The sequence below is a fragment of the Mucilaginibacter pallidiroseus genome (assembly GCF_007846085.1).
In the GTDB taxonomy this organism is placed as follows: Bacteria; Bacteroidota; Bacteroidia; order Sphingobacteriales; family Sphingobacteriaceae; genus Mucilaginibacter; species Mucilaginibacter pallidiroseus.
Map to the genome: position 1 here is coordinate 77,214 of NZ_VOEJ01000003.1, position 15,791 is coordinate 93,004.

Consider the following 15,791-nt stretch of genomic DNA (forward strand, 5'->3'; position numbering starts at 1 on the left):
GTAATGAAAGGCCCGAAAGGGCCTTTTTTAATACAGGTACACCCTTTCGTAAAATAACGAAATAAAATTAAGTCGAAATCTTAAATTCGAAATAATTTATTGATTATCAACCATTTAAATATAGGCATGTGATTAGCATAAATAGAAGTAAACCACTAATAATTTATCACTATGCTACCCACCAGATCACAGGAAAAATTTAGTAATACTCAGCTAAATCAAGACAGACATTTTTACAACTGCATAGATCAGCTTTCCCTTACATCACTTTTATCCAGCTCCGGAATTGCCTGCTGGGTGTTTGACCAAGCTACCATGAGCTTCAACGTATGCCCAACGTTTAAAAATTTATTAGGGCTTGCTAATAAAAACCGCTTCTCTTTTACAGAACTATTTAGACTTCTTTGCCCTGCTTCCCGGTCGCGGTTAACTTCAGAAATAAGAAAGGCTTGCCTGAAGGAGAGTGAATTCTCAGTTCAGTTCATGACCCGGAATGCTACGGGCGGCCCCGGCAGATGGTTTAAATTAACCGGACGAGGTACATACACTAACCGCAGTTATATGGGTACACTTATGGAGATAACTGATGAAAAGAGCAGGGAAATATGGAATAACGATAGAATGGCTTTATTAAGCCATGAGTTAAAAGGACCGCTTAGTGTAATAAGGCTGTACCTACAGCGTGCATCACAGATCGCATCAGCCAAAAGTGTTAGGGATGCCGAGCTCTTTTTAAATAAGGCAGACGAGCAGGTGTCTACAATGTCGACGTTAATGGATGACCTCCTTGAAAACTCCGTAGAGAATCCATCAAACCTCAATTTAACCTACACTACTTTTGACCTGGCCGGGGCTGTAAATGATGCGATTACTAATTTAAAATTAAGGCACCCTGACAGAAATTTTATTGTGAAGATTGGATCGTGGTTAAGTTTAAGGGCAGACAGACCTAAAATAATTCAGGTATTAACAAATTATATCACCAATGCTATAAAGTACTCTGCAGATAATACGCCAATAAAAATAAATGCTGTTAAGATCAATAATGAAATCTGCGTTTCTGTTGAAGACAAGGGAACCGGGATTAGCCAGGAGCACCAGTTAAAGGTGTTTGAAAGGTATTACCGTATTCCCGGCGCTAAAGCAAAAGGCTATGGTTTGGGCCTGTACCTGGTTAAAGAAATTATTGCCGGCCATGGTGGTCGCGTTTGGGTAAGTAGCATACTGGGCAAGGGGTCATGCTTCTGCTTCTCACTACCCATATCTTCCAACAAGCATAGTTAGCTCACAGATAAGCGACACTTTAGCGTTAGCTTATTCGTTTAAGAAGCTCCTGTTCCTGAAAGTGTCTGATACATATATTAGCATGTAACAAATTGTTTCACCTCAAACATTATTGCCGCTTACATAGGTCTTAAGACCGTGCTACACATCAAGTACGTGCTTCTATAAAACTGTACCTTCAACTAACCAATTTTTAAAATTCCGGGAGTCAGCGATATCTCTTGTGTGAGGGCTTGTGCGCTAAAAAACATTATAAGCCATTAGTTTTTAAAATTGACTAAGGCTACGTATTTATAAAGTATGTTAACGGCAAAAGCCGCTCAAGCATATCTAGTGATACACGTTAGCGGCTTTCTTGAGATATATAAAATTAACCCTGTATAAAGGCCAATATATCGGCACTGATTCTGGCAGCTTCTGTTGTTGGCATTCCGTGCGGAAAACCTGGATATGAAATAAGTTTACCATTCTTTAAAAGCTTTACGGCTTTCACGGCAGATATTTCAAACGGTACAATCTGGTCGTCCTCACCGTGCAATACAAGCACCGGTATATCAACGGCTTTAAGGTCTTCGGTAAAATCAGTTTCAGAAAATGCAGCAATGCCATTAGTATGCGCTAATACGCTACCCATCATGCCCTGGCGCCACCAGTTGTCACGAATGCCCTGAGATATCTTAGCTCCTTCGCGGTTGTAGCCATAAAAAGGAATTGTAAAGTCCTGAAAGTACTGCGGCCTGTTAAAGGCAGTACCCTGACGAATCTCATCAAATACAGACATTGGTACGCCATCAGGATTGCTTTCTGTTTTAACCATCAAAGGTGTCACCGCGCTGATGAGTACAGCTTTAGGAACAATTCCTTTACCATATTTTGCCACGTACTTAATAACCTCGCCGCCACCGGTTGAGTGACCAACGTGAATTGCATCTTTTAAATCAAGCGCATCTACCAATTCCTTTACATCGTTTACATAGGTTTCCATATTGTGCCCCTCGGATGTTTGAGTAGACCTACCATGCCCACGGCGATCATGTGCAATAACGCGGTAACCGTGCTGCACAAAAAACATCATTTGAGCGTCCCAGTCGTCGCTTGATAATGGCCACCCGTGATGAAAGAAAATTGGCTGTCCTTTGCCCCAATCTTTGTAGTAAATCTCTGTACCGTCTTTAGTTGTAATTTTCATGACTTTAGTTTTTGTGTTTATTAATACAATTTTGATGGTTAATTACGATTAACATGCCAATACATAAATTATTATTGTTCAGACTATTGCGATTTTAACCCGGTTTAAAATCAGCGCTATATCGTCAATTTACCTTGTGCATGAAAATAGCCTTTGTAAATTTACCAAGCATAATAAGCGCTACACAGGAAATCCATTAATATCGGCTTTTAAGTTTACAAATCAAGGATACATAACCTACTTAATATACTTAATCAGTAAACTTCCATTTTTTGTATTTTAGATATAAATACGAACTGACTTGCATAATAAGATAGTGTGATTACATTTCAATCATCTGTTTATAGCGATATGCCACACCAGCAAATTAATTAAGATAGCTTAAAACTTGTAGCGCCTGTTAAATCATTTATCAACTTTGCCTAAGATGAAAAAATACAATTGCAGATGAATCAAATTTCGAGAACAATTGCATTTCTGTGTACTATCCTATTTTTCGCTGCCGAATCAAATGCGCAGGTTGATCTTAAACATGCATTGCCTGATTTGTTGAAAAACTACGCTCAGGCGTCTGATGCGAAGATGAAAGCGGGCTATGCATTAACTATCAGCAATTTTTATTTGTATAACAAGGGTTACCCGGTGGCATTAGACTCGGCTGTGATATATTGCAAACAGGCCGAAATGTTAATGAAACAAGTTACTAATGCACAGCAAATAGATGACGCCAAATTACTGAATGCACGGATATGGATTGCCAGAAAAATGCCTGCAAGCGCCGAGAAATATTTTAATAATGCCAACGTAAAACTGAAGGCCAGGCTTGGCTTGCTACTTGGCAGATATTACCTGGTTAAAGATGGATCTGACAAGCAGGATATGAGCATGGCAAAGCGCTATTTTGATATGGCGCAGTCCTATGCCCAAACGGCAAAAAACCCCTCGCTGCTAATTTCATCAATGATTGAACGGTACAAGTTGTTAAAGGAAAATGGTACGGCAGCCGATAGCTGCGAAAATTACTTTAACAGCATTTTAGCTACATGCAACAAGTATCGCAAAGGCTTGTTAGCGGCTCATGCATGGATCAATCGCGCCTATTACGCAGACAATGCGGATTTGAAGATAAGGTATTTTGAAGAAAGCAAAGCTGCAGCACTTAAGGCCGGCGATAAAGCCTTTTACGCCTTTTCATTGAAAGAACTTGCAGATGTCAATCTTCAAAAAGGAGAACTGGAGCTAGCCGAAAAAAGGCTGCAAGACGTGTTACAAATTTATAAGGAAATCGATTACAAAAATTTGCAATTTACTTATGATTTATTGATCTCGACGCTTTCAAAAAAAGGAGAATATGAAGCAGCTATGCGCTACGGTTTACGGGCTGTGCACTATGCAGAGAAAACCGGAACCGAGCTCGGACTTAGTTTTTTTGAATATCGCCTGGCAAGGCTTTGTGAGTATTTAGGGCAAAGGGATGAAAGTTTGTTTTGGGCTAAAAAATGTTTAAAATCATTTGAACCTGATACGTATTACCCTTACGGTGTATACTTTAAAGTTGAACGTGAAAACATTACACCGCTAAAAGCCAGCGGTGTTCTTGTGCGTTTAAAGCAATTAATAAAAAAACATCCTACCATAGCTCCTGATCAGTCCTTCGCAGTCGCTTTGATAAAGGCTGAATGTTATACGGCCCTTAACAAACCGGCAGAGGCCAAAAAGAACTTTGCCTACGCAACTGAGATTATAAAACTTGCCACTGTAAATAGCAGCCCCTACATTATCCTAACTCAGGGAATGGCAGCCTCATACACTCATTTGGGCCAGTATGAAAACGCCCGACCATTTGTAGCCATGCTGTTACGCGCCCCACAAGCCATGATAGACAAGGCTAACCAGGCAACTATTCAAGAGCAACAATTTAAAATTGACTCTGCTGCGGGCAATTATGTTACCGCCATTAAGCATTTTGAGAAGGCGAAGGCTATAAGGGATTCAATTCTTAACCATACCCGGTTAAAGCAAACTGAAGAACTACAAATTCAATTCAAGACCGCCCAAAAAGATCATGAAAATCTTGTTTTACGCAACCGTAATACAGTACAAAAATCTGAATTGACCAAAAGTACGCTCCAAAAAAAGTTGTATTTGACAGTATTGGTTGCTTGTATACTTATACTTGGTTTAATGTTTTATTTATATGTGGCCAAGCAACGCAACAATTATTTGCTTAAACACCAGCGTGACGAGATAAATGATCAAAATAAACAGCTTAATCAGCTTTTACGGGAAAAAGAATGGCTAATAAAAGAAGTTCATCACCGTGTAAAAAACAACTTACAAATAGTTACCAGTTTGCTTAACACCCAAACCGCATATCTAAAAAATACCGAAGCCTACAACGCTATCAGGGACAGCCAAAACAGGATGCAGGCTATTTCAATTGTGCATCAAAAGCTTTATCAATCAAATGATTTAGCTAAAGTTAATTTCAAGGTTTATGTGCACGAACTTATCAAAAGCATCTACGAATCGTTCGAATCTAAAATTAACTTTGAAGTAGATATAACAGATGTGTATTTAGATAGTGCTGAATCGGTACCTATAGGCTTGATACTTAACGAAGCAATAACAAACTGCATTAAGTATGCATTTGAAGGGGTCAAAAATCCGCTCATTTTAATATCGCTCAGCTTTAAGTCTACAGAAGACTACAACCTGATTATCAAAGATAATGGCATTGGTTTGCCAGCTTCATTCGACCCCGAAACTTGCACGTCGCTCGGCATAACTATGATGCGGGGCTTGGTAGAGCAAATATCGGGAAGCTTTAATATTTATTCTGATAATGGGACAGTGATATCAATTGACTTTAAAAGGGTCCCGAAAACGGCAGAGTTAAATTATATGTGATGCATCAGTGTTTGGCCTCTTTAATTGGCTTCTTCCCCTTCAAATTAACACTTAAAAGGTAGCCCGCGGATTTGCCACAGACTACCTTTCCTAAAGACTTATAGTACAGCAATTTCTTCTAATATAGTGCTTAGCTTGTCAGGTTGTGTCAACATCGGAAAATGCCCGGTTTCCAGGGTGTAAACGTCCTGGATGCCAGCATCACTTACCATTTGTTTCTGCAGTAAATTGCCAATGCCGTTATCATTCAACGTTTCAACATAAAACTTCTTAATACTGCCAAAGTTTTTGTCGGTTAACAAGACCTCGTCACTAAACGGCGCTGCAGGCTCCGGCTTGTAATGCTCCAAGATTTCCTCCTGAACCTTTTCGCCCGCATCCTGGCAAAATATGTTGGTTATGTTTTCTCTTACGATATCAAAAGTAGATTGGTCTGGAGATACAATTAAGGAAGCACCCAGCAAGGATTGCGTGTCTTGTAAAGATAGCGCGTATGCTGACTGGCCGCTTTTAGGAACGTATGCGGCAATGTAAATCAACTTTTCAACTAAGTTGGGTATGGCTTCGGCAACACCAGACACGATGATCCCGGCCATGCTATGACCAACAAGTATAACTTTTTGATTGATTTGTTTAATGCCTTCAACAATATGTGTTACATAAGATTGCATGTGTAAATCTTTAGGGTCGGTATTATCATCTCCGTGCCCTGGCAGCAATGGAATTATAACCTCAAAGCCTTGTGCTTTTAAATTTTGGCTTACTGTTGCATATGCAAACGGGGTGGCCCAAGCGCCATGTACGAGTACAAAAACTGGTTTATTATTTAAGTTGACCATATTATTTATGATTTAGAAGTAGTTTTTAATAGGTATTTGTGTGTGCCCGACAACACTAATTCACCGCGCTGATTATGAACCGTTGCAGCCGTTTCTACTACACCTGTTGCCCCTTGTGGCGTTAGTGAGATAATTTCGAGCGCCGGGTACAAGGTATCTCCAGAGTTCACTTCCTTTAAAAACTGACATGTAAGCTCTGTAAACGCAATAAACACCTCGCCAATAACATGCGGAAACATGGTTGCTCCCGGTGCTGTAAATGCCAACACTTGTAAACCATGCACTACAGGTGCCTTATGCCCATGTTTTTTTGCCCATACATCATCATAGTGCACCGGATGATTATCGCAAGATACTGTTTGGAATGCAGCTGCGTGAGCATCAGTAAGGGTACGGCTAGGTGCCCTGAATATTTCGCCAACTTTTAGTTGTTCAAATGTGCGGGCATCGACAATAAGAAAATTGTCCGGATCAAAATTTCGAGTCGCTTCCATAATCGTGAAGTTTTACTCTTCAGATTCCAAATTGGAAGCCAACATACAGCAACACTGGTATTCAACAACTTAACCCATAATCAGGATATGACAGCTCACGATATTCCGTTATTTAATGATAGTTGAAATTAACACACTTTTAAATCGATTCACTTAACCTGTTCTTTAACATATACGAAGTACCTATGAGCCTTCGCCTCATTCGTAAATCGGCGATATGTCGTTGGCTATACAGCTAGCCAGTGTGTATAATTTACTTATAATCAAATCCATATCTAGTGGACTCATATTTGGGCACGTAAGGTTTATATTCTCCACCATCAAACCTAAATAGCTATCAAAGGAAAGATGACGCTTAAACTATCACGCGTGCGGCCTTGCCAAATCTTCATCATCTCCCTGATGGTATTTTGCAGTTATCAAGGGTTTTGCCAGATCGATCTTAAAAACTCGCTTAATGATCTTAAGGCTCAAATTAACACCGCTAAAGACGATAATACCAAAGCTAAATTAGCTATCACAATTGGCAGCTTTTTCTTAACCATTGATTTTCCAATTGATGGATAGCGTTGGTGAGTGACGCATTCAATGTCATCCAGCTAAGTTGATGTCGCTTAAAATCATCATAGACAAAAAAACGCCGATCTCTAAGAAACCGGCGTTTTAGTAGCCCATAAGGAATCGAACATTGTAATTAACCCTATCTAACAATACCTTATGTGATCATGTATGCAATAAGCACTAAATCACTAACCACTATTTGATGCAGATATCTACAAATCTTACTTATTTAAAAAAATTAAATAATGGGGCTTGTAGATAATATCTCTAATTAATAATGCATGAAATTTAGCCCTAAAAGCTTCAACCACTAGTTAATTAACGCTACTTATCTGTTGATAAAGAGTACGGAAAATCTTGTGGGTTAGTTCCGCGTGCTTTATTTGGCTTATCAGTCATATTAAAGTTTAATACCGCACCTGCCTGAAGGCCTTTATGGCTGATCCAGTTTTTAGAATAAGGCTTACCATTCATTTGCAGAGTTTGCACATAGCGATTTTGATCGCTGTTTGCCGCGGCCGAAATCACAACCTTTTTACCATTATCTAAGGTGATGGTAGTCTTTTTGAATAGCGGCGCACCAAGTACATATTGATCTGTAGCCGGTGTTACCGGATAAAAGCCCATAGCCGAAAAAACATACCAGGCAGATGTTTGGCCGTTATCTTCATCGCCGCAGTAGCCGTTTGGTATCGCTTTGTACATACGGTTCATTGTTTCGCGTACCCAATATTGTGTTTTGTAAGGTGCCCCCCCAAAGTTATACAGGTAAATCATGTGCTGTATGGGCTGGTTGCCGTGCGCATACTGCCCCATGTTTGCAATCTGCATTTCGCGTATCTCGTGTATTACGCCGCCGTAGTTTTTTTCGTCGAAAATTGGTGGCATCGAAAACACAGAATCAAGCTTATCCACAAATTTGTTGTGTCCACCCATTAGTTTAGCCAAGCCATCTATATCCTGAAATACCGACCATGTATAGTGCCAGCTGTTGCCTTCTGTAAAGGCTCCACCCCACTTAAATGGGCTAAAAGGGCTTTGGAAAGTACCATCGGCATTTTTGCCACGCATCAAACCTGATGATGGGTCGAACAGGTTTTTATAGTTCATGGCGCGCTTTTTATAAATATCAATTTCGCTTGCCGGCTTGCCCAATGCTTTGCCTAGTTGGTAAATGGTAAAATCGTCGTAGGCATACTCCAAGGTCTTTGCCGCATTTTCGTTGATCTTAACATCAAACGGAATGTAACCAAGCTCATTATAATACTTTACGCCGTTGCGGCCAACTGCAGCTATTGGGCCTTCGTTATTAGCACCATGTTTAAGCGCATCCCAAAGGGTATTGATATCATAACCGCGCAGGCCTTTAATGTAAGCATCTGCTACAACAGAAGCCGAGTTATTGCCCACCATAATATTGGCATAACCAGGGCTGCTCCACTCGGGTAGCCAGCCTCCCTCCTTATAATCGTTAATTAAGCCTTCCTGCATTTCCTTATTTATTGAAGGATAGACAAGATTTAGAAACGGATATAATGCCCTGAATGTATCCCAAAAGCCGGTACCAGCAAACATGTACCCCGGCAGTATTTTGCCATTATAAGGGCTCCAGTGCATCACTTTGTTGTTTGCATCAAGCTCGTATAGTTTGTTTGGAAAAAACAAGGTGCGGTAAAGGCACGAGTAAAATGTCCTGATCTGATCTATGGAACCACCGTCGACAGCAATTTTACCAAGCGTTTTGTTCCATACCGCTTTGGCTTTGCTTTGCGTAGCGTCGAAAGAGTCGTTAGCCAGTTCGCGTTCTAAGTTCAGTTCCGCTTGTTCAAAGCTGATAAAAGATGATGCAGCCTTGGCTATTACTTTTTCACCCTTCTTCGTTTTAAAACCAATAACGGCACCGCTATGGTCGCTTTCCATCTCAAGGCGGTTGTTCAGCGTATCGGCAGCAAAAGTTTTGGTTATGGTAAAGTCTTTATCGAAGTATAAAACAAAGTAGTTTTTAAAGTTTTTTGCAATAGGCCCCCTGGCGTATTTGGTAGTATAGCCAATTATCTTCCTTTCTTTCGGGAATATCTTAATGTACGAGCCTCTGTTCTGGGCGTCTACAACTACAAATGCACTGTCTGTTTGGGGGAAGGTAAATCTAAATTGCGCGGCCCGTTCGGTAGGTGTAATTTCTGTAGTTACATCGGCATCAGCCAAAAATACACTATAGTAATACGGCTTTGAAACTTCTGCATTGTGGCTGAACCAGCTTGCGCGTTCATCATCCTTAAATTTAATTTTGCCTGTTACGGGCATAATGGCAAACGCACCATAATCGTTCATCCAGGGAGAAGGCTGGTGGGTTTGTTTAAATCCGCGTATTTTATCGGCATCGTAAGTATACGCCCAGCCGTCGCCCATTTTACCGGTTTGCGGTGTCCACATATTCATACCCCATGGCAACCCTATAGCAGGATATGTGTTACCTGTTGACAGGCTTGGTTTTGACATGGTACCCATTAGCGGGTTTACAAACTCAACCGGGTCTGTAAGATGGTTGGGAGTTTGTGCTGAAGCGTAAAAGCAGGAAATGCCCAAAAAGGCAGTAAATAATTTTTTCATAAATAGATGTAGGATCTTAGGTTAATGATGGGTTTTGCGTGTAGGCAGCCCATAATTCGTCAAGATTTTTACCGGTAAGCTGTTGCCATATTTCGGGCGTATATGTATGGTCGCGAAGGCTTTTGTCAATTGTTTTTATAGTGCCGGCTTTTATTTTATTTTCAATCCAAATAAAAAAGCGGGCCGTTATGCGATAGCTGTTTTTGTAATTGTGCTCTGGCTTTAAATCTGGCAATGTCCATTTAGCGCCGGCGTTATCTATGCCTGCTGTGTATCTTACATAATCAGCAATGCCCTCTGTTAGCCAACCCGGTCCTACGCTTCGTCCGTAGCTCTGGATAATGTGCATTACCTCATGTGTAACCACATCAATATCGCCGGGGTGCGCCATCATGTAAACAGGGCTGTACCTAACCTGGCCATTGGCTGTTGCTGCAACCCCTTTATATGCGGTATCTACCAAAAACTTTACTTCTTTTATGGTTTGTGGATTATATTCTTTAGCAAGTTTTGGGTAAACCTCGAAAAAAGTCTTGATCATACGGTTCTTCAAGGCAGGATCAAAGCCGGCATAGTTGCTTTCGTAAATAAGTGTGTAGCCACCTTTCTTTATAACTTCCTGTGCATGGCTGGCTAATGATGTAGTAAACAACAATGCCGTTGCTGCGGCAACATATCGAAATTGTTTTTTCATTTATTACGCTGTTATCAAATTCATATAAAAAAAACCAGGGTGTATAAACACCCTGGTTTAAGTTGTTAGTTGTAACCCGGATTTTGTTTCAGGTTTACGTTGAGATCCCTTTGTTGTTGCGGGATAGGGAATAGCGATTTTGTAGCTGTAGTTGGGCTGTGATCCCACCAGCTTGCGGTGGTAAATTTGCCAAACCTTATCATGTCGTCGCGTCTGAATCCTTCAAAGATAAATTCGCGGCCACGCTCGGCCAGTAGTTCATCAAGTGTAAGTGTACCGATAGTATAAGCACGAGACTCAAAGTCGGCAGCGCTGAAAGCACGTTTTTTACATTCGTTTACCAAACGAATAGCCTCGGCAGTTGCACCGCCACCGGCTTTTCGCATAAGGGCTTCTGCCTTTGCAAAGTAAACCCAGGTAAGGCGGTAAACATTCCAGTCGGTATTATTATAGTTTGGATCAATAGCAGGTACGCCACCCGGACCCGCAATTTGATTGCCAAGTTTGTACTTGTTGAAACGCACGCCGCTGTTTTCTTCGCCCTCGCTCATGTTTGACACGGTTGAGTTTGTTTTGTTCCTGCGGATGTTATCAACAAATACCAGTTGCGAACCATTGTACTCTTCAGATGCAAGTACAGGCGTTACACCGTCGGCAAATTTCACCATCGGGCCTATAAGCAACCAGTTTGATCTGCGTAAATCTGCAGCATCATAGGTTGTGTAATTACCAGGTACCACTACTACACCATCGTTACCGTTACGGCCGCCGCCATAAATTTCCTGTTGCTTAAAGTGGTAAAACTCACCCGTCCATGATGGCTGGAAATTTGCCACAGAATAGTTATAAGCAATAGAGAAAATCACTTCTTTAGAAAGATCATTGGTAGTTTTAAACTGATCTGTAATGTTTGGATCAAGAGCCATAGTTCCATTTTGGGCACCACCTGCACCGTTAATCAATTGATCGGCCGCTGCAATACAATCATCCCAGCGTTGTGTACCAGACCAAACCTCGGCGTTTAAGTAAAGCTCAACCAGCATGGCGTAACCAGATGCCTGAGACATACGGCCAAGCTGGCCTCTTGATAGTTTTGGTGCTTTGTCAATATTCTCTTTAATCTCCTTCTCAATAAAATTGAAAACTTCTGCTCGCGGCATTGTTTCGGGCCTGGTAGGTATACCAACCTGCGTTACTACAGGTATGTTACCAAAAAGGTCCATCAATTTTAAATAGTGGAAAGCACGCAATAATTTAAGCTCGGCTATGTACGAGTCTTTTTCAGCTTGAGTTATTCCCATTTGGGCAAGGCTTCTTTTCTCGATGTTCTCGATAGGGTCATTACAATAGCCCACGCCTGTGTACATTAAACGCCATGCGTTGTTCAATCCGTTTTCGTCGGTTGTCCAGGTATGGTAATGCAGGCGTTTCCATTTACCACCGTCTTCGCCATGGCGGCCCTTTGTAGGCCATGCCAATTGATCGGCAGATAACTCGGCAGGCCGCCACCAGCCATCCTGGCCAGATGGTGTAACCCAGGCATTAGCATGTGTGTACGGCCTTAATACAGCCGATAGCACTTCGGTTTTATTGTTATAAAAGTTATCAGCAATTAACTGATCATATGCGTTTTCCTGTAATTGCTTTTTGCAGGCCGTAGTGATCAGAACGGCAAACAACCCTATATAGATGATATATTTACTTTTCATGTCCCTTTAAATTAAAATCCAACGTTTACTCCAAAAACAAATGATCTTGTGCTTGGGTACGCACTTCTGCTATCAACACCCGGTGATGTACCAGTATCCTGGATGTAATCCGGATCGCTACCGGTGTAACCTGTTATAGTAGCAAGGTTTTGGCCGGTGAAATAGATGTATAATCTATTCATGTACTTGGTTTTCAGCTTAAAGTTGTAGCCAAGCGTAACCTCATCAAGCTTTACGTATGTACCGCTTTCTATGTAGTAATTCGAGTACTGGTACGTATCGTTAATTTGGGCGTATTTGGTAAACGTGCTTTGTAATAAGTTGCCGCTCCAGGTCCTGTTAGCGTATGATAGTGCTGTGGTGTTAAGAATATCAAAGTCAAACTTACCCCTTAAGAAAATTCTTAAGTTGAAGTTTTTATACCTGAAGTTGTTATTTAATGATGCATAGTACTTAGGTACGGCATTACCAATAAGTGCAAGGTCGGTTACGTTACGATCTTTAGAGTTATTGATTTGCGTATTTGAAATTGCTTCGCCATTTCTGTTATAAAACAACCATTTACCATCGGCAGTGAATCCTGCAAAACGTTTACCCCAAAACTCGCCAAGGCTACGGCCCTCGTAAGTTGTAATTGCATCGCCAAGGTCACCAGCGCCGCCAATGCCACCGAAAGTTTTGTATAAAACTTTGTACTCATCATTTGAATAAGAATCAAGCGTGTTTTTTAAAGTACTTGCGGTAACATCTACATCCCAGCTAAAATCTTTTTTCTTGATTGCTGCATAGCTTAACGCCACCTCAATACCTTTTGATGAAATCTGGCCAACGTTTGTGTATAAATTGCTTTGTACATACGGTGGCTGCGGAGATGTATAGGTGTCCAACAGGTCTTTTACAGTACGGTTAAATAAATCTATCGTACCAGATAACCTGTTATTAAACATGGTAAACTCAGTACCAATGTTTACTTCTCGCTTACGCTCGAACCTCAAATTTGGGTTAGGGTTACGGTTAGGACCGTATGTTTCCAGGTATTGGCCATCAGGGTAAATGTAACGACCGCCGCCACCTAACGTTACGCGCGAAGCGTTGTTGGCAAAACCACTGTTACCTGTTTCACCGTAACCACCTCTAATTTTTAAGCTATTGATAAAAGTTACGTTTTTTAGGAAATCTTCTTCAGATACTACCCAAGCCGCTGATGCTGCCGGGAAATTTCCGAATTTGTTATTGTTACCAAACCTTGAAGATCCCTCTCTCCTGATAGATACGGTTGCAAGATATTTACCGTTGAATGAGTAGTTTAACCTTCCAAACAAGGCAACAAGCGTATTGTCATTTTTATTACTTGACATGGAAGCTTTACCCAAACCAAGTGCAGAGCCCTGGCCAAGATTATCTTCGTGGAAAAGGTCGTTTATAAAGCCACGGTTTGATGCGCTGAAGCCTTCTTCGATATGGTACCTGTAGCTATAACCACCCAGCACTGTTACGTTATGCTTCCCTTGAAATAAGCGGTTGTATTGAATTGTCGGCTCAAAAGCATAATCCTGAGACAGGAATGTACCCCTTGCAGCATAACCACCGCGTGGAAAGTCTGTATTTTCTACAGAGTTTTCGCCTGCTTTAAGTATGTATTGGCCATCAACCCTGTTATCCCTCAAAGCCGAACCAAATGCAGATAGTGTAAGCCCGTCGATAATTGTAAGGTCGGCTTTAACGTCTGCTGAACTGGTTTGCTGTTTACGGTAGTTGGTTTCCTGCGCCAGGCGTGCAAGCTCGTTACGGCTTGTTAAATCAAAGCGATAGGTACCATCCGGGTTAAAGTTTGATAGCGTTGGGTTTTTGGTAAGTTCGCTTTCAAAGCCCTCGCCACCCAACAAATTGGCATTGTTTAAGTTAGTAGCCAAATTAACCTGCATTTTAAGCCTGTCATTTAAACCGGTTTGGTTTATATTCAAACGCACGGTATAATCTTTCCTGCCGTTTTCTTTAGCTATACCTTGCAGATCGCGGTAGTTTATACTTGCGCGGTAATTAGTTTTGTCGCTACCACCAGATAAGGCAAGGTTGTGGTTTTGGCTAAAGTTATCGTGATTGATAAGCTGATCATAAAAGTTTGTTGAACTGCCAAAATCCTGCTGCCTTATATCGCCTGATGCAATACGGTCACGGAATTGCTGTGGTGTTAAAAACTTCAATCGCTGGTTCAGATACTCCTTACGGATGTATGACGAATAGTTGAATTGCGGCGGCCCTTTTCTTCCCTTTTTTGTGGTGATGATAATTACACCTGCGTTGGCCGTTGAACCATAAATAGCCGCACCTGCACCGTCTTTCAGCACGTCGATTGATTCGATATCATCCTGTTGTAACAGATCGAGGTTACCACCTGGTATACCATCAATTACGTATAATGGGCTGGCACTGCCTGTTACGGTTACTGCACCACGTAATTGCACTGCTACGCCGCTGTTTGGGTTTGAGCCGCTTGTGCGGGTTATTTGCAAACCGGCAACTTTACCCTGTATAAGGTCTAAAGGATTACGCGAGCCAGTTTGCCTGAAATCTTCCGGGCCAACGTGTGATGTGGCCGAGGTCACTTCTTTCAGGTTTTTTGTGCCGTAGCCTACGCTTACTACCGTAACCTCATCAAGACTTGTGCTTGCCAAGCCCAGTTTTACGGTATAACCACCCTGCCCAGCTTTTTGATTTTGCGTGGCAAAACCAATAAAAGTAAAGCTGAGTGTATCGTCTGCGTTTGCATCTATACGGAAAATACCGTTTACATCTGTAACTACGGCCTTGCCCGAGCTTAGGTTTTTTACGGTTACACCCGGCAGTGGTGTACCTTTGTCGTCAACTACCGTTCCGGTAATTTCCTTTTGAATATTTACCGCCGCTGCATTATTTCCCACTTTGTAGAGCGTCGGCTTGAATCCAACAGCGGCATTTGCCAAAGCTGGATCACTTAATAAAACAACAGCGGATAAAGCTGTGATCTTAAGTAAAGTATTTTTCATACGCGATTGGTTAGATCTTTGTTAGAATTTATTTATTGGTTTTTGGGGGATAGAATATATCACCTATCCCTTGTTTGTGAGGTTTGGCTATCCAGATAGCTGCTATCTTAAAATAGCATAGAAATTATTGGGCTTTCAGACGCATTAGTGAGGGTTTAGTTGAAGTAATTAGTCAATAATCTGTTATGATGAGGTTTAAAAAATCCGTCAAAAGCATGCTTTTTAAAAAGCATAACAAGCCCCTGCAAGCATTCATATCCGATTGCCGCTCCATGTAAAGAGTTTATTTGTATGGTGATCTTAGCCTTGAGCTAAAAGATTGAAAATAGGTTTGATGCAAACGGGCCAAGCCGCCTTTTCACAAAGTTGTTTAATGTAACTTATAATATTACCATCCCAGGCACCGAGCGGAATAAAATCAAAAGCCCTAAATATTTATCAAAATGATTTACAATTACTTATAAATAAAAAGTGT

Annotated in this window: 10 protein-coding genes; 3 read left to right on the forward strand and 7 right to left on the reverse strand. The window is 41.2% G+C overall.

Annotated elements, in window-relative coordinates; all coding sequences use genetic code 11:
* Window positions 1-171: 171 nt before the first annotated feature.
* Window positions 172-1,284 (forward strand): sensor histidine kinase, encoded by a 1,113-nt coding sequence (locus tag FPZ43_RS07175; protein ID WP_146381193.1) that lies wholly within the window; start codon window positions 172-174, stop codon window positions 1,282-1,284.
* 370 nt (window positions 1,285-1,654) lie between these two features.
* On the opposite strand, the gene FPZ43_RS07180 is transcribed toward FPZ43_RS07175, so the two are convergent.
* Entirely contained in the window at window positions 1,655-2,473 is an 819-nt protein-coding gene (locus FPZ43_RS07180; protein WP_146381194.1) for an alpha/beta fold hydrolase, read from the reverse strand.
* Window positions 2,474-2,920: 447 nt separating this feature from the next.
* On the opposite strand from FPZ43_RS07180, the gene FPZ43_RS07185 reads away from it, so the two are divergent.
* Entirely contained in the window at window positions 2,921-5,383 is a 2,463-nt protein-coding gene (locus FPZ43_RS07185; RefSeq protein ID WP_146381195.1) for a tetratricopeptide repeat-containing sensor histidine kinase, read from the forward strand.
* Between the two features lie 98 nt (window positions 5,384-5,481).
* On the opposite strand, the gene FPZ43_RS07190 is transcribed toward FPZ43_RS07185, so the two are convergent.
* Both FPZ43_RS07190 and FPZ43_RS07195 read right to left on the reverse strand, forming a co-directional pair.
* Window positions 5,482-6,222, reverse strand: a complete 741-nt coding sequence (locus FPZ43_RS07190) for an alpha/beta hydrolase (protein ID WP_146381196.1) — start codon at window positions 6,220-6,222, stop codon at window positions 5,482-5,484.
* A 5-nt stretch (window positions 6,223-6,227) separates the two neighbouring features.
* Entirely contained in the window at window positions 6,228-6,716 is a 489-nt protein-coding gene (locus FPZ43_RS07195; protein WP_146381197.1) for a MaoC family dehydratase, read from the reverse strand.
* A 348-nt stretch (window positions 6,717-7,064) separates the two neighbouring features.
* Between FPZ43_RS07195 and FPZ43_RS07200 the strand changes: the two genes are divergently transcribed.
* The gene (locus tag FPZ43_RS07200; RefSeq protein WP_146381198.1) at window positions 7,065-7,283 is read left to right on the forward strand and encodes a hypothetical protein; all 219 of its coding nucleotides are present in this window, start codon (window positions 7,065-7,067) and stop codon (window positions 7,281-7,283) included.
* Window positions 7,284-7,601: 318 nt separating this feature from the next.
* Here FPZ43_RS07200 and FPZ43_RS07205 read toward each other — a convergent pair whose 3' ends face one another.
* The 4 genes from FPZ43_RS07205 to FPZ43_RS07220 all read right to left on the reverse strand — a co-directional run bounded on the left by FPZ43_RS07205 (window position 7,602) and on the right by FPZ43_RS07220 (window position 15,316).
* Window positions 7,602-9,887: a GH92 family glycosyl hydrolase gene (locus tag FPZ43_RS07205; RefSeq protein WP_146381199.1), complete on the reverse strand. Its 2,286-nt coding sequence runs from the start codon at window positions 9,885-9,887 to the stop codon at window positions 7,602-7,604.
* 16 nt (window positions 9,888-9,903) lie between these two features.
* Window positions 9,904-10,581: a basic secretory protein-like protein gene (locus FPZ43_RS07210; RefSeq protein WP_146381200.1), complete on the reverse strand. Its 678-nt coding sequence runs from the start codon at window positions 10,579-10,581 to the stop codon at window positions 9,904-9,906.
* Between the two features lie 65 nt (window positions 10,582-10,646).
* Window positions 10,647-12,290 carry a RagB/SusD family nutrient uptake outer membrane protein gene (locus FPZ43_RS07215; protein WP_146381201.1) on the reverse strand — a complete coding sequence of 548 codons (1,644 nt, stop codon included), beginning with the start codon at window positions 12,288-12,290 and terminating at the stop codon, window positions 10,647-10,649.
* 11 nt (window positions 12,291-12,301) lie between these two features.
* Entirely contained in the window at window positions 12,302-15,316 is a 3,015-nt protein-coding gene (locus FPZ43_RS07220; RefSeq protein WP_146381202.1) for a SusC/RagA family TonB-linked outer membrane protein, read from the reverse strand.
* Window positions 15,317-15,791 lie beyond the last annotated feature (475 nt).

Bases quoted from the DNA above. Each gene is read 5' to 3' on its own strand.
- FPZ43_RS07175 (WP_146381193.1), top strand. From the start codon at position 172: ATGCTACCCACCAGATCACAGGAAAAATTTAGTAATACTCAGCTAAAT.
- FPZ43_RS07180 (WP_146381194.1), bottom strand. From the start codon at position 2,473: ATGAAAATTACAACTAAAGACGGTACAGAGATTTACTACAAAGATTGG.
- FPZ43_RS07185 (WP_146381195.1), top strand. From the start codon at position 2,921: ATGAATCAAATTTCGAGAACAATTGCATTTCTGTGTACTATCCTATTT.
- FPZ43_RS07190 (WP_146381196.1), bottom strand. From the start codon at position 6,222: ATGGTCAACTTAAATAATAAACCAGTTTTTGTACTCGTACATGGCGCT.
- FPZ43_RS07195 (WP_146381197.1), bottom strand. From the start codon at position 6,716: ATGGAAGCGACTCGAAATTTTGATCCGGACAATTTTCTTATTGTCGAT.
- FPZ43_RS07200 (WP_146381198.1), top strand. From the start codon at position 7,065: ATGACGCTTAAACTATCACGCGTGCGGCCTTGCCAAATCTTCATCATC.
- FPZ43_RS07205 (WP_146381199.1), bottom strand. From the start codon at position 9,887: ATGAAAAAATTATTTACTGCCTTTTTGGGCATTTCCTGCTTTTACGCT.
- FPZ43_RS07210 (WP_146381200.1), bottom strand. From the start codon at position 10,581: ATGAAAAAACAATTTCGATATGTTGCCGCAGCAACGGCATTGTTGTTT.
- FPZ43_RS07215 (WP_146381201.1), bottom strand. From the start codon at position 12,290: ATGAAAAGTAAATATATCATCTATATAGGGTTGTTTGCCGTTCTGATC.
- FPZ43_RS07220 (WP_146381202.1), bottom strand. From the start codon at position 15,316: ATGAAAAATACTTTACTTAAGATCACAGCTTTATCCGCTGTTGTTTTA.